Origin of the sequence: Salicibibacter cibarius, assembly GCF_016495725.1 — a bacterium.
Classification (GTDB): domain Bacteria; phylum Bacillota; class Bacilli; order Bacillales; family Marinococcaceae; genus Salicibibacter; species Salicibibacter cibarius.
This window is the reverse complement of sequence record NZ_CP054705.1, coordinates 2,963,364-2,981,547: the sequence shown is the minus strand read 5'-3', so window position 1 is coordinate 2,981,547 and position 18,184 is coordinate 2,963,364. Positions and strand designations below refer to the sequence as shown.

Annotated in this window: 23 protein-coding genes and 1 other annotated feature; of the genes, 15 read left to right on the top strand and 8 right to left on the bottom strand. The window is 47.7% G+C overall.

All coding sequences use genetic code 11. The features are described from left to right. The first annotated feature begins 74 nt into the window (after positions 1-74). Positions 75-623, top strand: coding sequence for a DUF420 domain-containing protein (locus HUG15_RS15130; RefSeq protein WP_200123889.1), 549 nt, complete (start codon positions 75-77; stop codon positions 621-623). Positions 624-650: 27 nt separating this feature from the next. On the opposite strand, the gene HUG15_RS15125 is transcribed toward HUG15_RS15130, so the two are convergent. Then, a complete protein-coding gene (locus HUG15_RS15125) occupies positions 651-1,007 on the bottom strand; it encodes a YugN family protein (RefSeq protein WP_200123888.1) in 357 nt (118 codons plus the stop codon). A gap of 163 nt (positions 1,008-1,170) precedes the next feature. Here HUG15_RS15125 and ylbD point away from each other — a divergent pair, with 163 nt between their 5' ends. From ylbD to HUG15_RS15105, 4 genes are read left to right on the top strand one after another with little or no spacing between them, the layout of a single operon-like run. Then, entirely contained in the window at positions 1,171-1,608 is a 438-nt protein-coding gene (gene ylbD / locus HUG15_RS15120) for a YlbD family protein (RefSeq protein WP_200123887.1), read from the top strand. A 53-nt stretch (positions 1,609-1,661) separates the two neighbouring features. Next, positions 1,662-1,886 (top strand): YlbE-like family protein, encoded by a 225-nt coding sequence (locus tag HUG15_RS15115; protein ID WP_211202234.1) that lies wholly within the window; start codon positions 1,662-1,664, stop codon positions 1,884-1,886. A 52-nt stretch (positions 1,887-1,938) separates the two neighbouring features. Continuing rightward, positions 1,939-2,352 (top strand): hypothetical protein, encoded by a 414-nt coding sequence (locus HUG15_RS15110; RefSeq protein WP_200123885.1) that lies wholly within the window; start codon positions 1,939-1,941, stop codon positions 2,350-2,352. Between the two features lie 39 nt (positions 2,353-2,391). Continuing rightward, positions 2,392-2,841: a YlbF/YmcA family competence regulator gene (locus HUG15_RS15105; protein WP_343073120.1), complete on the top strand. Its 450-nt coding sequence runs from the start codon at positions 2,392-2,394 to the stop codon at positions 2,839-2,841. Positions 2,842-3,241: 400 nt separating this feature from the next. On the opposite strand, the gene cbpB is transcribed toward HUG15_RS15105, so the two are convergent. After that, complete coding sequence (gene cbpB / locus HUG15_RS15100) at positions 3,242-3,826, bottom strand: cyclic-di-AMP-binding protein CbpB (protein WP_343073119.1); 585 nt, start codon at positions 3,824-3,826, stop codon at positions 3,242-3,244. Between the two features lie 98 nt (positions 3,827-3,924). On the opposite strand from cbpB, the gene HUG15_RS15095 reads away from it, so the two are divergent. Both HUG15_RS15095 and HUG15_RS15090 read left to right on the top strand, forming a co-directional pair. Then, entirely contained in the window at positions 3,925-4,278 is a 354-nt protein-coding gene (locus HUG15_RS15095) for a hypothetical protein (RefSeq protein ID WP_200123883.1), read from the top strand. A 54-nt stretch (positions 4,279-4,332) separates the two neighbouring features. Beyond that, positions 4,333-5,703, top strand: a complete 1,371-nt coding sequence (locus tag HUG15_RS15090; protein WP_200123882.1) for an aspartate kinase — start codon at positions 4,333-4,335, stop codon at positions 5,701-5,703. A gap of 49 nt (positions 5,704-5,752) precedes the next feature. Here HUG15_RS15090 and HUG15_RS15085 read toward each other — a convergent pair whose 3' ends face one another. After that, positions 5,753-6,553: an ion transporter gene (locus tag HUG15_RS15085; protein WP_200123881.1), complete on the bottom strand. Its 801-nt coding sequence runs from the start codon at positions 6,551-6,553 to the stop codon at positions 5,753-5,755. 122 nt (positions 6,554-6,675) lie between these two features. On the opposite strand from HUG15_RS15085, the gene HUG15_RS15080 reads away from it, so the two are divergent. Further along, entirely contained in the window at positions 6,676-6,939 is a 264-nt protein-coding gene (locus HUG15_RS15080; RefSeq protein WP_200123880.1) for a hypothetical protein, read from the top strand. A 234-nt stretch (positions 6,940-7,173) separates the two neighbouring features. On the opposite strand, the gene proC is transcribed toward HUG15_RS15080, so the two are convergent. From proC to proB, 3 genes are read right to left on the bottom strand one after another with little or no spacing between them, the layout of a single operon-like run. Beyond that, positions 7,174-8,007 carry a pyrroline-5-carboxylate reductase gene (gene proC / locus HUG15_RS15075; protein WP_246516362.1) on the bottom strand — a complete coding sequence of 278 codons (834 nt, stop codon included), beginning with the start codon at positions 8,005-8,007 and terminating at the stop codon, positions 7,174-7,176. Then, complete coding sequence (locus HUG15_RS15070) at positions 8,004-9,263, bottom strand: glutamate-5-semialdehyde dehydrogenase (RefSeq protein WP_200123879.1); 1,260 nt, start codon at positions 9,261-9,263, stop codon at positions 8,004-8,006. The genes proC and HUG15_RS15070 overlap by 4 nt, the downstream gene beginning before the upstream one ends. Then, positions 9,256-10,350: a glutamate 5-kinase gene (proB, locus tag HUG15_RS15065; RefSeq protein WP_200123878.1), complete on the bottom strand. Its 1,095-nt coding sequence runs from the start codon at positions 10,348-10,350 to the stop codon at positions 9,256-9,258. The genes HUG15_RS15070 and proB overlap by 8 nt, the downstream gene beginning before the upstream one ends. A 46-nt stretch (positions 10,351-10,396) precedes the next feature. After that, positions 10,397-10,614, bottom strand: a binding site (T-box leader). A gap of 514 nt (positions 10,615-11,128) precedes the next feature. Here proB and HUG15_RS15060 point away from each other — a divergent pair. The 3 genes from HUG15_RS15060 (at position 11,129) to coaD (ending at position 13,029) form a co-directional block, all read left to right on the top strand. Continuing rightward, positions 11,129-11,410, top strand: a complete 282-nt coding sequence (locus HUG15_RS15060; protein ID WP_200123877.1) for a YlbG family protein — start codon at positions 11,129-11,131, stop codon at positions 11,408-11,410. Between the two features lie 348 nt (positions 11,411-11,758). Next, the gene (gene rsmD, locus HUG15_RS15055; protein WP_211202233.1) at positions 11,759-12,547 is read left to right on the top strand and encodes a 16S rRNA (guanine(966)-N(2))-methyltransferase RsmD; all 789 of its coding nucleotides are present in this window, start codon (positions 11,759-11,761) and stop codon (positions 12,545-12,547) included. Next, on the top strand, positions 12,544-13,029 hold the full coding sequence (gene coaD, locus HUG15_RS15050; protein ID WP_200123875.1) for a pantetheine-phosphate adenylyltransferase: 486 nt from the start codon (positions 12,544-12,546) through the stop codon (positions 13,027-13,029). The genes rsmD and coaD overlap by 4 nt, the downstream gene beginning before the upstream one ends. Here coaD and ylbJ read toward each other — a convergent pair. Next, entirely contained in the window at positions 13,026-14,225 is a 1,200-nt protein-coding gene (gene ylbJ / locus HUG15_RS15045) for a sporulation integral membrane protein YlbJ (protein WP_200123874.1), read from the bottom strand. The two genes, coaD and ylbJ, sit on opposite strands and share 4 nt — an antisense overlap. A 123-nt stretch (positions 14,226-14,348) precedes the next feature. Between ylbJ and HUG15_RS15040 the strand changes: the two genes are divergently transcribed. Together HUG15_RS15040 and HUG15_RS15035 are read left to right on the top strand one after the other, a co-directional pair. Beyond that, complete coding sequence (locus HUG15_RS15040; RefSeq protein WP_200123873.1) at positions 14,349-15,140, top strand: patatin-like phospholipase family protein; 792 nt, start codon at positions 14,349-14,351, stop codon at positions 15,138-15,140. Beyond that, positions 15,137-16,177 (top strand): YlbL family protein, encoded by a 1,041-nt coding sequence (locus HUG15_RS15035; protein ID WP_246516361.1) that lies wholly within the window; start codon positions 15,137-15,139, stop codon positions 16,175-16,177. Before HUG15_RS15040 ends, HUG15_RS15035 begins: the two co-directional genes overlap by 4 nt. 43 nt (positions 16,178-16,220) lie before the next feature. Here the strand turns inward: HUG15_RS15035 and HUG15_RS15030 are convergent, their stop codons facing one another. Then, entirely contained in the window at positions 16,221-17,453 is a 1,233-nt protein-coding gene (locus tag HUG15_RS15030) for a nucleotidyltransferase (RefSeq protein WP_200123871.1), read from the bottom strand. A gap of 194 nt (positions 17,454-17,647) precedes the next feature. On the opposite strand from HUG15_RS15030, the gene HUG15_RS15025 reads away from it, so the two are divergent. After that, positions 17,648-18,025: a hypothetical protein gene (locus HUG15_RS15025; protein ID WP_200123870.1), complete on the top strand. Its 378-nt coding sequence runs from the start codon at positions 17,648-17,650 to the stop codon at positions 18,023-18,025. Further along, positions 17,944-18,174, top strand: coding sequence for a YceD family protein (locus tag HUG15_RS23710; RefSeq protein ID WP_211202232.1), 231 nt, complete (start codon positions 17,944-17,946; stop codon positions 18,172-18,174). The genes HUG15_RS15025 and HUG15_RS23710 overlap by 82 nt, the downstream gene beginning before the upstream one ends. Positions 18,175-18,184: the final 10 nt, after the last annotated feature.

Genomic DNA, 18,184 nt, shown 5'->3' with positions numbered 1-18,184 from the left:
CAGAAGATCGTCAACAGCCACGTTTGGTGCTGCTCATCCATCTTTAGTATAATAATGGACAAGGAGGTTGACCGATGGATCAATCAACACAGTCGCAGGAAAAAGGAAAAAATTATATCCCGCTCGTTGTCACGTTGACGATTGTTATCAACGGGTTAATTGCCGTTGTTTTTTTAATGGATGGGGCTGCTTCATCTGCGCCCTTTGATGTGACGTTGTTGCCGATGTTAAACGCCATTTACAATAGTTTTACGACGGTTTTTTTATTGGCTGCCCTTTACGCGATCTTGAGAAAAAACGTGAAGGTTCACCGTCGTTTTATTTATGCGGCGTTAACGACGACGGCACTCTTTCTCGTCACATATCTCACACATCACGCGTTGGCAGAATCGACAAGTTATGGTGGCGAAGGGATCATGGCAGGAATTTATTACTTTATCCTTATGACACATATCCCGCTCGCTGCAATTATCGTGCCTCTTGCCTTGTTGTCCGTGATTTGGGGCTATACGAACCAACTGCGGAAGCATCGTAAAATTGTCCGTTGGACGATGCCGTTGTGGTTGTATGTCAGTATCACCGGCGTTCTCATTTATATCTTGATATCGCCTTACTATGCATAGAAAAAATGATGGCCCGAAAGGCCATCATTAATCATTCAATTCCTCGTCAACAGCTGAAAGTTTTTGTTTGCTTCGATTGATGATTTTATCAGGAAAATTTTCATCCTCTCCATATTCGACCCCGTGCGGGTAGTAATGGCGTCCCAAGAGGGGCGTCATTACTTTTACAAGCGTTTCATCGTGAGGGATATCACCGTCCACGGCGAACCCAGGCACACGCAAATAAAAGGTTCCCGGATCCCTTTCATCCGGCATTTTCAAATCAAAGGTTACACGTTCGTAATCCCAATGCTCCGCGATGACAAATCCATGATCTTGCATGACCTCTAATAACCGTCCGAACCCTATTTCTTTATCCGGAAAATTAAAATCTGTTAGCTTCAACGTTTTACCTCCTCAGTAACTCTATCTCTTATCATCTTATTATGAATTCGGCAAATATGCAATGCGCAAGTTTGGGCGAACGTACACCTAAGCCCCTGCGTATAGTGATGAGTAAAGGACCATTCTTATCTGTGGGGTCGGGAACGTTAAGGAGGAGATGCCGATGCCGATGGAAAACGATGGGCAGCTGGATCCTTCGTTGCGTGATTTCAAGGCTTTTGTGAAACAACATCCGAAACTTGTTCAAGAGGTTCGTTCCGGGAAAGCAACGTGGAATGGATTATATCAGGATTGGGTCATTTTAGGGGATGACGAACAGCATTGGAGCACATACGCGAAAAATCCAAGTGAAGCCGATTCCCCGGATTCAAATTCAACCGAAATTATGCCATCCATTCAAGGCTTGCTTCATTCAAACCAAACCGTGGGCTCTCTCTTGAAAACGCTGGGGCAAATGAATGTAAATGATGTACAACAATATTTATCCCAGTTTAACGGAGTGATGGGTAACGTCCAAGAGCTATTGAATCAATTTCAGTCTAATCCCAATCAATCGCGCAATGACGCCCAAGAGAATCCGTTCTCATTTAGAGGTTTTTAAATCATCATCTCGCCATTGGGTTATTTAGTAAATGAAAAAGGGTTGATGCCATTATGCGCGCTGATTTAATGCAGTATTTTTCAGAAAGGCCGGATCTGAAGAGGTATTTGCGTGCAGAGCCTTATTGGTATCGGGTATTGGCCCGACGCCCTGAACGTTTGGAAGAAATGGAAAAAGAAGCGCGTTTTTTTAATGGCCGGACTTGGCCGCAGCGTGTGTCCCGAATGAACCAGGGCTTAGGGATGACGATTCAGTTGCTTAACCTGTTAAAACGATAATCGGATAATAAGAACCTCCTTTTTGCATACTAGGCGAAAGGAGGTTTTAGCGTTGGGTAAGGCAATAATAGGAATCGCGACGATGTTGATGGTGGTAAATGTAGCGATCGAGCCGGCTTTTGCCGGTGATGAATTGGAAATTGAACCGATACCGGTGATGCAAGCAGAAGACCAACAGGACACCGAAAAAACCTTTGATGTGAAGCATGTCATAAACGACGGAAACGTGTATGTGGAAAGTTATATTCCGGCGTTTAGTTTTTACGCGAATCAACACCAATCTAAAGATACACAGGGGTATTTAAAGCTAAGGATAAACGACGATTATGAAAAAGATATCCATCAAGCTGCGTTTATCATTAAAGGGCTTGAGCCTGGCGATCATGCCATTGAATTGGAAGCGTACGATGAAAATGGCCGCGCGCTCGGATTAAAAGAAACGTTTTCAGTTTCGATCTCCGAGTAAACAAAAGAAGCATAAATCTGTTACAATGGCAATGTGGAGGTGTTAGCGTTGCAAACTGTAGTGTCAACCCCAATCGAGCTTTTGGATGCATCCGAAGAATTATCAGGGATGATCCGCTCTTCTGATATATACCAATCTTATTTTGAAGCGCGCCGTGACATGCTGGAAGATGAAGAAGCGAGAAGGCTGATCAAAGACTTCAATCATCATAAAGTTAAATTTGACGAAGTACAGCGCTTTGGCAAATATCATCCGGATTATAGCGAGGTAACAAAGGCTTTGCGCATCGCAAAGCGAGAAATGGACCTCCATGAAAGCGTGAGTGCGTATAAAAAAGCTGAACGTGACTTGGAGAAGTTACTGACGGAAATCAGCGAGGTATTGGCTACATCCGTTTCCCCGAATATTAAAGTCCCTTCCAGCAATCCATATTTTGATAACTCTTCTTGCAGCGGTGGTTGCGGAAGTGGGGGAAGTTGCAGTTGCTGATTAGAAAACTAGGCTTTTCGCCAAGCCTTTATGGTGAAAGCCTAGTGGCGGGGAAATAATGTGGAGAGCGGTCACCGGATACAGGCCGGATATCTATGAATCATGATTTAAAAAGAGTGGTTTGATATGAAACGATATCGGGCAGGGCAGACCCCATCTTAATTTAAGGGACGAAATCAGGGTTATCGCCCCAATGGAAGTCGTTTTCCTTCCTAAAGTGGGGCAAAACCGAGTTTATTGTACCATTGGCAGTCACTTTTCTGCCTGAAATGGGACGAAAAGAGGGGTATCGACCCATCGGGAACCATTTTTCTTCCTTTATTGGGCCAAAATCGGCTGGTGCAGGTAATAAAGTTTTGCCTGCCCATGGGAAAACCCGCTTACTCGTGTAGGCGGGTTTTCATGTTGATTGTTGAAAATAACGGTTGACCAACGCGAGAATCGAACTTCTTGTCAAAATTCCGACAAAAGATGCCTCTTCGTCTTCGATACAGATAAAAGGATGGTTGATGGAAGTTGTCAACGCTTTAGAAAATGTCGTGTCCGTTTTTAAGCGGGGGATTTTTTTCTTCATGACCGTTTCGACGGTAATGTCGTGAAGCCGTTCGATTTCCAGACGTTCAAGGCCGAGGATAGAGTCGAGAATTTCGTTTTTGCTGATTTGCCCTCGCACCCGGAAATCGTTGTCGAGGACCGGAATGGCCGTGTAACCGGATTTAATTAAAATTAAGAGGGCATGATCGAGCGGGTTTTGAAGCTGCACATGGGCAACTTTTTCGTGGGAAATAATCAAATCACTGATTTCTTTGCTCATTAATTGGCTCTGTTTTAAACGATCGATCGTCATCGTCTCCCTGCCCCCATAAAATGAACCTTCCACAAAATGGGAAGATTGATTACAGCGTTGATCTGTTACTCTTTTTTTCTTTAATTCCCATACTTTTTCATCTTTATCGTAGAATTGAATGGCATTTTTGTCAAGCAAACAACTTTAATCACCCCCTGGACCGTGCGCATAAATCCACGTATAATGATAACGTGTAACCAGCCAATTAGAGTGGTCGGACTAGAAAGGACTTCAGTATGAAAAAGAAAGATCGGAAGCTCATCACCGGACTGCTTCTTACATTCGTCGTGTTGCTCGTCGGCGGTTTTGTCATTCCTGTCGATGTCGGGGCGCCATCGGATACAAGAACAATCCTTGACCATTCCACGCAAGAGTATGTCTCGCCGCTCTGTATCGATGAGGCAGAAGTCACAAACTATTTGCAAGAAACGAATTATGGGCACGCGCTTTCCCTCGATTATGAACCGGAGTCGGGTTGTTCGGTTGACTATTATCAGGATGCCGATGTCCCATTATTTATGGCGATGCTGCAAACGGTCGGAATCGCCGACCAGAAGTGGTCGGAAGAGGATATGTTGGAAAACGCATAAACAAGCAATTATATTTTTAATAGAAAACAAGATAAGGGAGCGTTTTAACTGTCTATGAAAGTCTCCAAGTTTGGTGGCACGTCAGTAGCAAGCGGAAATCAAATTGAACAATTGAAAAACATTATCGCGGCCGACGCTGCGCGCAGGATTGTGATCGTTTCCGCACCGGGAAAACGAAGCGACGACGATGTAAAAGTGACGGATTTGTTGATTGATTTGGGAGAAAAACGATTGAAGGGCGAACCGGTTGGAGACGTCCTTGAACAAGTCGTCGATCGCTATCGCACGATTGCACAAGAGCTCGGCGTTGAAAAAACGATCACGGAAAGCATTCAAGACGATATGCAGGCGCGCGCCGCTTTTAGCACGGAAGACGAAGGTATTTTTATGGACCAAATGAAAGCGGCGGGAGAAGATAATAATGCGAAACTTATCGCTGCGTATTTTAATCATATCGGAATGGCCGCCAGTTACATGAACCCTCGTGAAGCAGGTCTGCTCGTTAACGGGGAAGCAGGAAATGCCCAAGTATTGGATGCCGCTTACGAGTCGCTTGCGAAATTAAAAGATAGGGACGAAATTCTTGTCTTCCCGGGGTTTTTTGGCTATAAAGAAAACGGACAGTTGGTCACATTCCCCCGTGGCGGATCGGACATTACCGGCGCGATCGTGGCTGCAGGAGTGAACGCGGAAATGTACGAAAACTTCACGGACGTCGATTCGGTTTGCGTCGCGAATCCAAAAGTGATTGATCGCCCATCGGAAATTCATCATATGACGTACCGGGAGATGCGGGAACTTTCATATTCCGGCTTCGCGGTTTTTCATGATGTGGCCTTGGTTCCGGCCTTTAGGCACAAAATCCCTGTCAATGTAAAGAATACGAATAATCCGGAAGGGAAAGGGACATTAATTACAGCAGAGAAATCAGAGACCCACGATAAGTATCCGATCACCGGCATTGCCGCCGACAAAGGATTTAGCATTATTTACGTTCGCAAGTATTTAATGAACCGGGAAGTAGGTTTTGGGCGCCGCTTGTTGGAAATGATAGAAGATGAAGGCATTTCCTATGAACATTTGCCCTCAGGGATCGACGACACATCTGTCGTATTACGCACTTCAGAGTTCTCTTTGGACAGTGAAAACCGGCTGCTCACACGCATCCAGAATGAAATGGATGTGGACGACGCGTATATTGAACACGGGTTTACCATGCTTATGCTCGTCGGCGAGGGAATGAAAGAAACAGTCGGAATCGCGGCCCGGGGATCGAAGGCGCTTGCGGAAGCCGGCATTAACATCGAAATGATCAACCAGGGCCCTTCCGAAGTCTCCCTCGCGTTTGCTGTGAAAGATCGCGTCGGGGACGAAGCGATCAAAGCGATTTATGATGAGTTTTATGCAACACAATTGCATGATTGAAAAAAACTGCGGCGCGGCGACTCTCATTAGAGTTACCGCGCCGCATTATTTATTCTCGTTTTTCCATTATTTTTTTAAGTTCCCTAATTTCTGCTTGCAACGCTTCCACATCCTGTTTTTTGACAGGAGGCGCTTCTTCGTCATTGGCGCGTTCCACATTATTGACAATGACACCGATGAATAGATTAAAGATGATAAATGTACCGACGAGGACAAACGAAACAAAATAAATCCAACTTAACGGCTCTATATCCATGATCGGACGCATGACGGATTCCGTCCAATTATCAAGCGTCACGATCTGAAACAAGGTCAAAACGGATCGCTGTAAATTTCCGAAGTATTCGGGGGAAACGGATGCGAACAGCATCGTACCGATGACTGCGAATATGTAAAAAACGAGCCCCATCAAAAAAAGAATATTAAACAATGAAGGAATTGTACGTAAAAGCGCATCGACGAGCCGTCGCAACGAAGGAATGACCGTGACCGCCCGTAGGACCCGTAGCACCCTCAGTACCCGTAATACAGTGACGAAATGAGCACCTGCAAATAGGTGACCGGTGGCGATGATTAAAAAATCAAACCAGTTCCAGCCGCTGCGGAAAAAATGATAAAAAGGTTTGGCCGCGATCATGCGCAAAACTATTTCAATGGTGAAAAGCCATAGCAACAAACGGTCGGCAAACCAAAACCATCCCGGATAACGGGCATAAAGTTCCGGATAGGTTTCCATCCCGACTACAACAGCATTGATAAAAATCAACGCCATAATAACGATCGTAAAATAGCGATGTTCGGTAAGAAAAGCAATACGTCTGCGCCACTTTGGCTTGTCTTCTTCGTTCATTTTTCCGTTTGACCTCCAACATGATACTGCAACCCTTGCCATTATAACAAGTTTTTCGTCATGGACATAATAAAAGTGGTCCAAAACCCGCGGAAAGCTACCCCAAAGAGGTGAAGTGGTTCATGAAGCCTGAAATTGGATTAGCCCGGCGATTTCGGTCGCCAAGAACGGGTTATGGAGCCCGAAACGGTATGCCCGTGACGATTTCGGTAACCAAGAACGGGTTATGGAGCCCGAAACGAAGTTGCCGCGACGATTTCAGTCGCCAAGAACGAGTCATGAAGCCCGAAACGAAGTTCCCGCGAGGGTTTCAGTCGCCAAGAACGAGTCATGAAGCCCGAAACGATGAGCCTGTGACGATTTCGGTAGCCAAGAACGGCTCATGAAGTCCGAAACGGTATGCCCGTGACGATTTCGGTAGCCAAGAACGGCTCATGAAGTCCGAAACGGTATGCCCGCGCCGATTTCGGTAGCCAAGAACGAGTCATGAAGCCCGGAACGATGTTCCCGTGCCGATTTTAGTCGCCAAGAACGAGTCATGAAGTCCGGAAAAATAAAGCCGCGCGTACGGCTTTATTTTTCCGGACTTTCATTAAAAAAGAACCCCCGGAGGAGTTCTGTCACACGTGCTTTTTCACTTTTCCAAGCTTCTCGGACTGTTCGATGGCAGCCTTTGCGCCCGCTGTCACATGTTCTTGCACTTCATGTTCCCAAAGGACCGAGAAGGCAGCTTCGGTCGTCCCGCCGGGGCTCATCACTTCTTCGTACAGCGATTGGAGCGATTTAGACGTTTGCCCCCAACGCTTGGCAGCGCCCTGCATCGTTTGGATCAGCAACGCCTTCGCGTCCTCTTCCGTTAACCCTGACTCAACCGCGGCCGTTTGCAATCCTTCAAGCAGGTAGTAAAAATAAGCCGGACCGCTCCCGGATATGCCGGTGACACTATCCATTTTTTCTTCGGGGACGATTGTAATCGAGCCGATAGAAGAAAAGAGGGACGCGGCCAGGTCAACATCTTTGGCACCGGCAAATCGGCCACCGCTTATGGCGCTCGCGGAAGCGCCGACTTTTGCCGACGTGTTCGGCATAATCCGTACCACCGGGCAATCGGCTTCAATGAGTGAAGAAATATAGCCCGTTGTAGTTCCTGCCAACACGGAGAAAATAACGTGATCTGCACGAATAGACGGTTGCAGACGTTCGAGTGCGGCGTCCACGTCTTTCGGCTTCATCGCGAGGATCAGGACATCACTTTGTTCTGCGGCTTGTTGTTTGTCCGTCGTCGTTTGAATGTGATAGGTGTTCTGTAATTCCGCGAGCCGTTCACCGTTGTTTTTATTCGTGACAGTGATTTGTTCGTTATTTACGCGGTTGTTCGCAAGCAGTCCCGAGACGATTGCTTCGGTCATTGCTCCGGCACCGATAAAGGTGATCGTTTGATCGGCCAGCGTCATTGCACCGTGCCCCCTTTCACATGTCCGTCTCCCGAGACGACGTATTTGTTGGTCGTTAGTGCGCCCAGTCCCAAAGGACCGCGTGCGTGCAGTTTTTGTGTGCTGATGCCGATCTCCGCGCCGAATCCAAATTCCGCACCATCGGTAAAGCGGGTGGAAGCATTATGGTAAACGCCGGACGCATCGATCTGATTTTGAAACGCACGAGCCTTTTCTACATTTTCGGTGACGATCGCTTCGGAGTGGGTCGTGCCGAATTGTTGAACGTGAGCAATTGCCGCATCTGTATCCGGAACGGTGCCGAGGGCAACGATCGGCGCGAGGTACTCGGTCGCCCAATCCTCGTCGTCGGCTGGTTTCACGTCATCATGCAAGCGTCGGATATTTTCATCGCCTCTGATGGTGACCCCTTTGGCGAGCAAAGCCTCAATGAGCGCTCTCCCATTGGCATTAGCCCATTGTTCATCGACGAGAATGGTTTCCGCGGCGTTGCAAACCGATGGCCGATCGGTTTTTGCATCTACGGCAATGGAGATGGCCATGTCTTTTTTGGCGGAAGCTTCGATATACACATGGCAGTTGCCGACGCCCGTTTCAATAACCGGAACACTAGACTGTTCGAGCACCGTCTGAATAAGTCCGGCGCCTCCGCGCGGGATGATGACGTCGACAAGGCCGCGCATTTGTCCCAATTCCCGGACCGTATCGCGATTTTCGGGGTTAATGAGCTGCACTGATGTTTCCGGCAACCCGCACGCCTTTAATCCGGCTTTCATGGCGTCCACAAGTGCCATGTTTGAATGAACCGCCGAAGAGCTGCCCCTTAAAAGGACAGCATTTCCGGCCTTTAAGCAAAGCCCGGCAGCATCGACGGTGACATTGGGCCTTGCTTCATAAATCATGGCGATCACCCCGAGAGGAACCCTTCGGTTTTCAATGACGAGCCCGTCTTGCCGTGTCCATGTTTCCGGTTCAACCGCTACCGGATCCGGCAGGTCAACGAGTGCATGCAGTCCATTACTCATCGACTGCAAACGTTCAGGGCTTAGCCGTAAACGATCGAGCAAATAGTCGGACAGTCCATTCTGTTTTCCGGCCGCAACGTCTTTGTCATTGGCGGCGAGGATGTCCTGTTCCCTGTTCAACACTTCGCGCGCCATCGCTTGCAATGCTTCGTTTTTTTCTGTTGTTTTACACAATCCTAATGACTGGCTTGCGGTTTTGGCGTCCAGCGCCTGTTGTTTACATTCAGTCACTAAAAACACTCCCTTTTGAAGTACTTACCCAATGGTCCCGGTGGATATAAGTGACAGCCGGCTGTTTGTAAAGGCATGTGCGCATGTCGTCGGCAGCTATCGTGGCGCGTCCTTTGCCGACCGATTCATGTTCCTCGTCAAAGACGGCAACAACGGCTCCTTTTGAAAAGCTTCCTTTTACGTCGCGAACGCCAACGGAAAGCAAACTTTTCCCACCGTACAGCAGGGCATTCTTGGCCCCTTCGTCAATGACAAGCTCGCCTTCCACGGGCGAATAGATGCCGACCCACTGTTTTTCTTTTGGCCATAGATGGTTAGGCTTCGCGTATACATAGGTGCCGTCGCCGTTTCCATCCATGATGGCCTGCAATCCTCGCGGCTCATCGCCTTTCCCGATGAACGTTTGAATGCCAAACGTTTGCGCGTTGCGTGCCGCTTCCAGTTTGGAACGCATGCCTCCGCTCCCTAACGTGGAACGGTGACTGTCCGCTTGCATTAGCATTTCTGCCGTGATCACGTCAATGCTTTCTTTTTTATGGGCATTCGGATGCTGGGGATGCCGGTCATATACGCCGTTGACATCCGTGAGTAACGCGAGTGCATCGGCCTTGATCAGTCCGGACACCAAACTGGCCAGCCAATCATTATCGCCGAACGTCAATTCATCCACTGCAATGGAGTCGTTCTCATTAATAATCGGCAAAATGCGACGCTTGAGCAATTCCTGTAATGTCGCGTAAGCGTTGTTGTATTGATGCTCTTGCAGAAAACTTTCCCGAGTCAGCAAGAGTTGCCCGACTTTAACGCCTTCTTTCATGAATGCATGTTGATAGGCTTCCATGAGCAATCCTTGCCCGACGGCGGCCGCTGCTTGTTTTTTTTCCGTCGTTACCGGCCTAGTGGCGTAACCGACGTGTTGAAAACCGGCAGCTATCGCTCCCGATGTGATCAAAATAAGTTCATGGCCTTGATTATGAAGGTGGGCAATCGCTTGGGAAAACCGCTCGAGCCGGTCGATGGCGATCCCGCCTTCACGATTGGCGAGGGAACTGCTCCCGATCTTGACGACCATTCGTTTTCGTTCCAATTTCTATACCCTCCCGGAAATTAAAAAAACCTCTTTTCGCCCTTCGGAAAAGGACGGAAAAGAGGTTCCGCGGTACCACCTTCGTTGAAATCCCTGATAAGAATTTCCACTCAACGCTTATATCGCAAAGCATAACGGCCAGGTTAAGGTCTTTCCCTGGCAGCTCCGGGATGGGTTCAAGGCGTCAGTGGCGCGAATGTTTCAGCAAGCCATTCGCTCTCTGATGCATGACGATCCTTTACTATTTCCTTTCGGCGCTTATTCGTATATGTCGGTATGTTGTAGGCCAAAGTATCAAGTTAGTTGTATCTATGAAATTGTTGTTAATATATCATGTTCCTCGACTGATTGCAAGGGGTTATTTGTCCGTCGATAACGGAAGCCGGAAACAGATCACGGATGTTTTCGTCATGAAGCCCGAACGTGACGGGGCAATCGTATTCCGGTCACCATGCTAAGCTTCATGGCACCCGAAATGATCGCGGGAACCGAAATTGGGTCGCCATGGCAACGTCATGAAACCCGAAAGTGCCGAGTCAATCAGAATTCGGTCGTCATACAGGGCTCATGGCACCCGAAATGATCGCGGGAACCGAAATTGGGTCGCCATGGCATCGTCATGAAGACCGAACGCGCCGAGTCAATCAGATTCCGGTTGCCATGCCGCTGTCATGAGTCCGAGGTGCCTCTGTCATCCTATTCCCCTGCATTGTCCATTTTATATCCTCGTGATACACTACGGTAGCATGATTTATTTTGATCCAAGGAGAGAGGATCTATGTTTGAGCAACGCCAAGGGTTGGCCGTTTGGTTTCGATCCGCAAAAAATGTACGCCAACTTCGAACTTATGGGCATGTGCAATATGTCTCCAAAAAAATGAAATACGCGATTCTTTATTGCGATGAAAAAGAAGCAGAGCATCTAAGTGAGCGTATCGAGCGCCTTTCGTTTGTAACCGGGGTAGAGTGGTCGAAACGGTCGCAATTGAATATGGACTTCAAGAAAGAGCCAAGCGCATCGAAGCCCTCTCAAACGAGGGCTGACAATGTTCATGTATAAGCTAGAGGTGAGAAGTGAGAGGTGAGAACCACAGGCCCGGCGATTGATTTCGCGCCGGGCTTTGCTATTGCTAATAAAAAACCGCGTACCATTCCGGTACGCGGCGCCTGTTGTAAACACTACAGGCAATGGGAGAGGAGAAACCGGAGGAAGCGCTTATGGGGAAATGTAAGCGTTCTCCGCGGTTATCTAACAACATGGGATCATGTTGCTATCCAATAGTCTAGCCTGGGCCGATGGGAAATATACACGGACACCGGAGAAAATAGAAGAAATATACGAAGTTTCCGAGATAGCCTTTGGAAAAACGTGTATTGTCTCTGACACTTGCCCTTCGGATATGATAGGATGGAAACGTTAGAAAAACTTGACTTATCGCCAGGAATGGCGAAAGTCAAAGTCTTTCTTATACTATCAACCGAAAAGTTTATACCTTCGATAGTGTTAGAAAACTTGGCTTTTCGACAAAGCTTTTGTGGCGCGAAAGCCTTAGCCCAACTTATGCAGCTAAGAAAGTTGATTTATACTTTCTTAGCTGCCAAAAGGAAAGGCGGCGAAGCGATGCGTATCATTGCAGGGAGCAGAAAAGGAACACGGCTCAAAGCTGTCCCGGGCGCAAAAACCCGCCCAACATCCGATCGTGTAAAAGAAGCGCTGTTTCAAATGATCGGTCCTTATTTTCAAGGAGGGACGGGCGTTGACTTATACGCAGGGAGCGGGGCGTTGGGGATGGAAGCGCTCAGCCGCGGGATCGAAGAGATGTATTTTGCCGATAAATCCGGTGCTGCCATCAAGGTCATTCGGGGAAATGCAAAAAAATGCCATTTTGAAAAGCGGGCACACATCTACAAGCAGGCAGCTATGCAAATGGCAAAGCAACTCATGCGTGAAAAGAGAAAATGTTCCCTGATTCTATTGGATCCGCCTTATAACGAGCAACAGCTTGAAAAGGATATTTCACATATTCAAGAGTTTGGGATTTGCATTCCCGAAACGGTTATTGTTGCTGAACATTCGTCCTCTTTAAAACTTGTTCATGAACTCGGTCATTTTTCCAAGTCCCGGACGAAAATATTCGGAGACACGCAAATCAGTATTTTCACCTATAAAAATCAGGAAAGGAACGAACAAGAATGACAACGACAGCTGTAGCGCCGGGCAGTTTTGATCCGGTGACAAACGGGCATTTGGACATTATTGAACGCAGCACGAGAATATTTGATAAAGTGATTGTTGCCGTACTGATCAATCGAAACAAAACCCCGCTCTTTAATATTGAAGAACGGGTGGAATTGTTGCAAGATTCGTTTCGGGATTTTTCGAACGTGGAGGTGGATTCATTTGACGGGCTTTTGGTTAATTATGTGCGGTCGAAAAACGCAAACGTCATCGTCCGCGGACTGCGGGCAGTCACCGACTTTGAATATGAAATGCAATCGACGTCCATTAACCGAAAGATGGACAAGGAAATTGAAACTTTTTTTATGATGACGAACAACCAGTATTCGTACTTAAGTTCAAGCATTGTTAAAGAAGTGGCGAAAAATAAAGGCGATGTAAACGGGCTTGTGCCTCCGCACGTCGAAGATGCACTAAAACGGCGGTATAACGTGACCTAAACCGATGTCTTCATTCTCCGTTTATGAAAAATATAAATAGAAATCAATAGCATTCCGAGCGTAAAATAAGGGGAGCCTAGAAGAAACATATCCCATATGCCCTTGATAGCTACTGTATGATCCCACGCAGTGAAAACGGCAATGCCTTCGGGCTGATATAATGCATCCCAACATAGGTATGTGAGACAGGCAGCAATAACCCCTTGCATGCAACGGGCGATGAAAAAAGGACGAAACCTTATCTCGGTTTCTGCCAACAAACTTCCCGCTTGTGCCTGTGCGGAAAATCCGGCAAATGCAAGCATGAAACTTGTAATGATCACCTTTTGTTTCAGCGTTGCATCGGTAAGGCTCGCCAGTTGGCTGCCGAGCGTCATTTCAAATAAACCGGATACAATCGGTACGCTAAGTTCGGACGAAAACTGGAAGACTGCCAGGAACATACCGGCGAACATGGCAAGGACAGCAGTCACGTTAAGAAGCGACAAAATTTCATTGATCACCGAGAACAAGATAATAAAGCCGCCGATCATGAGTAGCGTTTGCACAGAAGATTGCACCGCGTCGCCTAATTTTTTTCCGATCGGCCGATCGTCGCGCAACCGTTCTTCATGAAGCAATTGAAAAGCCGCTTTCACGGAAGGGAGAGCGAGCTTTTTTTTCGATCGGGAAGCAGCATCTTCCTTTCCATGGAATCGCATGATGATGCCGACGAAAACGTTAGCCCCATAATGGGCAAATGCGAGCAGAATGCCGAGGGCGGGATCATGAAAAAAACCGACGGCAATGGCTCCGAATAAAAATAACGGATTTGAAGCGGTTGTAAAGGAAACGAGCCGCTCGCCTTCCATCGTTGTAATGCGTTTTTCCTTCCACAATCGGGCGGTCAATTTCGCACCCGCCGGGTTGCCGCTCGCGATGCCCATAGCCCACACGAACCCCCCGGTTCCCGGGACTTTAAATAACGGGCGCATAAAAGGTTCCATGAATGCACCAAGAAAGCTTACGACTCCAAATGCAATCAGCAATTCTGATATAATAAAAAAAGGAAGCAAGGAGGGGAAGACGACGTCCCACCAGATGGAAAGGCCTCGCAAGGATGCATCAAACGACGCTTGCGGAAAGATCATAAGAGAAGCTGCAAGAATAGCTGCGCTTGTGCCCAGAAATAGTGACTGCCATTGGGAACGTGTCATCTTTTTTCTCCTTCCGGGTGATGGGACAGGTTCTTCATTACTAAAATACGAGGGAACGTTTCAAATTAGACCAAATAAGTATGGAGCCACAAGCAAACGCCCTGCTGCAAGGAGGAGACCATTTTGAACGAACGACCGTCCGTTGGCCTTGCGCTCGGTTCGGGAGGCGCTCGCGGATTCGCGCATATCGGAGTGCTGGAAGTATTTGAGGAAGAAGGCATCCCCATTGATGTTATCGCGGGAAGCAGTATGGGAGCGGTCATTGGGGCGTTGACGGCCCTCGGGCGATCCGCTAATGATTTAAAACAGCTGGCCAGTCTGTTTCGGAGAAAATATTATATTGATTTCACCGTTCCCAAGATGGGGCTCGTGAGCGGAAAACGCTTGGAAGAATTATTTTTAATGCTGACAAAAGGGGAAGTGCTGGATAATCTGGATATACCGGTTAGCGTGGTTGCGACCGATCTGAACAGCGGGGAAAGGTTTCTTTTTACGGACGGATCCATCGCAAAAGCCTTGCGGGCGAGCATCTCCATCCCCGGCATCTTCGTCCCGGTCCGGTCCGGCGATCATCTGCTCGTTGACGGAGGCGTCATCGATCGCGTTCCGGCAAATGTCGTGACAGACATGGGGGCCGATCTCGTTGTCGCGGTCGATGTTTCTTATTTTCCCGAAGCGCCATCAACGTCGTCCATCTATGATGTCATTATCCAAAGTATGGAAATTATGGCTCGGGAGCTCGTCAAAGCCAAAAAAATTGAAGCGGATATTCTTATGAAACCAATCGTGCAAGCAACGAATGCGGTTGTATTCGACGATACGGAATCGCTCATTCAACAAGGACGGGAAGAAGCATTGCGCCATATGCCGCACATACGGGAAAAGATTGAGGCATGGAAGGGGAAAAGGTCGTGAGTGAGGAAAGAAAAGAGCGAAGATTTTCGAGAACATGGTTGATTGTAGGGCTTATCATCGTTTTGTTGTTTGTCTATCAAATACCGATGCCTTATTATTATTCTCAACCCGGGGATGCCGTCGGTTTGAATGAATTCATTACGGTTGAAGATGGGATTGGGGAAGAAGGGGAATTTTACTTAACGACGATTCGGCAAAGCCAAGCCAACCTTATTCTCTACGCATGGTCATTTTTAAGTCCTTACCGCGTGTTGACACCTGAAGAGGCGGTTCGCATGGAAGGGGAAACGGATGACGACTATCATAACCGGCAATTGCAAGCGATGCACCAATCCCAGGACGCGGCCCAAGTCGCGGCTTATGAAGCAGCCGGGGCTGAAGTGCATGAAAACGGGATTCTCGTCACACAGTTTGTGGACGGCATGGGCGCTAAAGAGGTGTTGGAATCAGGGGACATCATTACTGCCGTCGATGGAGAAAATATCGGTAACATAACCGAATTAAATGAGTCGCTTGAGGAAAAAGAAGCGGAACAATTTGCGCAGCTGAGCGTTAATCGGGAAGGTAATGCGTTGGAGTTGGATGTTGAGATGGTCGAGTTTCCGGAGGCGATGCATCATGCAGATGAGCCGACGGTTGGACTCGGGATTGAGTTTCCTGTTAATCAACGTGAGTTTGACCCCGAGGTAAACGTTGAAACCGGTGATATCGGCGGTCCTTCGGCCGGATTAATGTTTTCCCTTGAAATCTATAATCAGCTTACCGAAGAAGATTTAACGTATGGACTAGACATTGCCGGCACCGGTTCCATTGATGAGGAAGGGAATGTCGGGCGTATCGGAGGCGTCGGCCAAAAAGTGGTTGCAGCGGATAATGCAGACATTGATGTATTTTTTGCCCCGCAAGATACCGACTTAGGCGATACATCCGATTATGAAATGGCAGTGGAAGCTGCCGAAGATATTGACACGCCAATGACGATCGTTCCGGTACTAGAGCTTCAGGACGCTGTGGATTATTTGGAGAACGACGTTTAAGTCAAGAGACGGACGTCGTATGGGAAGCCAAAATGTTTTCCGTTTAGTTTTCCTCCTCCCGATACACCGGGCGTTGGGTATAGTCGTCTCTCCATTTTTCCACTCGCTTTTCCCCGCCAAAAATGGCGTAATACGTCCGTGCCGCTCGTTCGTCCAATATTTGTTGGGCGTTTTTCCCCTTCGGCGGCCGGTGATATAACGATAATGGGGTACGTTTTTTAACAGCGTTTAAATATTTTCGTCCTGTTTCATTGAAACCGAGGATGCGAACGGAACGGGGCCGCGCGGCCTCCCCGAACGCTTTGTCCATATCGGTTTTAGTCGTGCCGGTAAGCATGTGTACAGCCAAACGCTGGAGGCGCGTCCACGTGTACCGTTTTGTTTTCACCTCGTGCATGAAGTTCTGGAAGGTTGGTTGATTTAAAGCGGTTTTAATAAAACGGTTCTCAAGCCCTTCCTCCGCTTCATATATTTGCGCGAGGGCATCGGCGGGACGTGTGCCAAGTAACAATTGTAAGTAAGGATAATAGTCGTCCCACTTATGCATGGGTTGTCCCTTTTCGTAAAAATGTTCAATCATTTTATAAACCTGCGGCGGCACGTAAGGATAAATTAAGCTTACGTCTGCATGTTCGGAGAGGATTTTGCGAATCGCGGTCGCGCTCGCGATCGATTGCCCCTCGGTCAAAGCCTCGTCATGGTATTGCGCGCGGATGCGGGGGATTGTCTTGGCGACGATATTTGCGCCCAGTTGACGGGCGGTTTTGACGTAATGATACCCGAGAATATTATTTGGTTTCGATAAATCAGGCAGGTACCCGGGCAGGTCTGCGTCGTGAAAGGCCTTGGCCTGCGCAGCCGGAAAAGAAACACCGCTTGCCAAGTGATTACGTACATTTTTTTGCAGCGGATCGTCGTTATTTTGCATAAAGGTGTCCAATTCATGGAAATCTTGAATAGACCCTGCTTCACTGCCGAAATAGAATTCATCGGTAAATAAATCGTTGAGAATGGAGACGGCGCCTCTGGCAAACCAATGGGCGTGTTGGGTTGAGTAGGCATAGGGGAGCTCAACCACGAGATCCGCCCCCGCCGCCAGGGCCATCTCCGTTCGGGTGCGGCGCGGGAAACTCGCGGGTTCGCCGCGCTGTAAAAAGTAGCCGCTCATGACGCAGATGACGACGTCGGCGCCGGAAGCTTCTTTTGAAGCTTGTAGATGATAAGCATGTCCGTTATGCAGGGGATTATATTCAACAATAAGACCAATGGATTTCATAAAGTTATGTACAGAACGTTTAACCGCCTGCTGCTCTCCTTTCAGCGTTTTTTCGCTATTAAAGATGTCATATGTTAAACTAACGTTTAGTGTGTCAAGTGTTCAGTATGTCCCAGTATAATGTAAAGAAATTATGTTGACAAATCATGAATAGGACCGCTATAATTATTTTTGTTGTCTTGAGGTGAGGCAAATTGCGCTGGACGATTCAACAGCTATTGGCAAACAGTGCAAACGGCATTGATATTGACCGTCACGTGGATGTAAGTGAACTTACAGACCGGGATAAAGAATTAATAGCCATATCAAATGCACATGTCACCGGACATGTTGAGGTTGAAAACGAACACGCTCATTTTCTTATAGCTGTTCGGGGAACGATGACCTTGCCGGATTCCAACACATTGGCCGAAACAGAAGTTCCTTTTGATATCAAAATGGAAGAAAGTTTCCGACTCGATGGCCTAGAGCCCCGGAAGACGATGAAACGGTGCATACGCCAGAGAACGGGTATGTGGATCTGCTTCCATACATCAAAGAACATATTTTGTTGGCCATTCCCATGCGAGTGATAAACACTGAGAAAAAAGAGGGACCGGCTCCGCAGTCCGGTACCGATTGGAACGTTGTAAGCAATGATGAAAATGACGATTCGGGTGCAAAAGACAACGTTGACCCCCGCTTGGTAGATTTGGCTAAATTCTTTAAAGATGAGGATTAATCGTTTTAAG

Bases quoted from the DNA above. Each gene is read 5' to 3' on its own strand.
- HUG15_RS15130 (WP_200123889.1), top strand. From the start codon at position 75: ATGGATCAATCAACACAGTCGCAGGAAAAAGGAAAAAATTATATCCCG.
- ylbD (WP_200123887.1), top strand. From the start codon at position 1,171: ATGCCGATGGAAAACGATGGGCAGCTGGATCCTTCGTTGCGTGATTTC.
- HUG15_RS15115 (WP_211202234.1), top strand. From the start codon at position 1,662: ATGCGCGCTGATTTAATGCAGTATTTTTCAGAAAGGCCGGATCTGAAG.
- HUG15_RS15095 (WP_200123883.1), top strand. From the start codon at position 3,925: ATGAAAAAGAAAGATCGGAAGCTCATCACCGGACTGCTTCTTACATTC.
- HUG15_RS15090 (WP_200123882.1), top strand. From the start codon at position 4,333: ATGAAAGTCTCCAAGTTTGGTGGCACGTCAGTAGCAAGCGGAAATCAA.
- HUG15_RS15085 (WP_200123881.1), bottom strand. From the start codon at position 6,553: ATGAACGAAGAAGACAAGCCAAAGTGGCGCAGACGTATTGCTTTTCTT.
- HUG15_RS15080 (WP_200123880.1), top strand. From the start codon at position 6,676: ATGAAGCCTGAAATTGGATTAGCCCGGCGATTTCGGTCGCCAAGAACG.
- proC (WP_246516362.1), bottom strand. From the start codon at position 8,007: ATGACGCTGGCCGATCAAACGATCACCTTTATCGGTGCCGGAGCAATG.
- HUG15_RS15060 (WP_200123877.1), top strand. From the start codon at position 11,129: ATGTTTGAGCAACGCCAAGGGTTGGCCGTTTGGTTTCGATCCGCAAAA.
- rsmD (WP_211202233.1), top strand. From the start codon at position 11,759: ATGGAAACGTTAGAAAAACTTGACTTATCGCCAGGAATGGCGAAAGTC.
- coaD (WP_200123875.1), top strand. From the start codon at position 12,544: ATGACAACGACAGCTGTAGCGCCGGGCAGTTTTGATCCGGTGACAAAC.
- ylbJ (WP_200123874.1), bottom strand. From the start codon at position 14,225: ATGACACGTTCCCAATGGCAGTCACTATTTCTGGGCACAAGCGCAGCT.
- HUG15_RS15030 (WP_200123871.1), bottom strand. From the start codon at position 17,453: ATGAAATCCATTGGTCTTATTGTTGAATATAATCCCCTGCATAACGGA.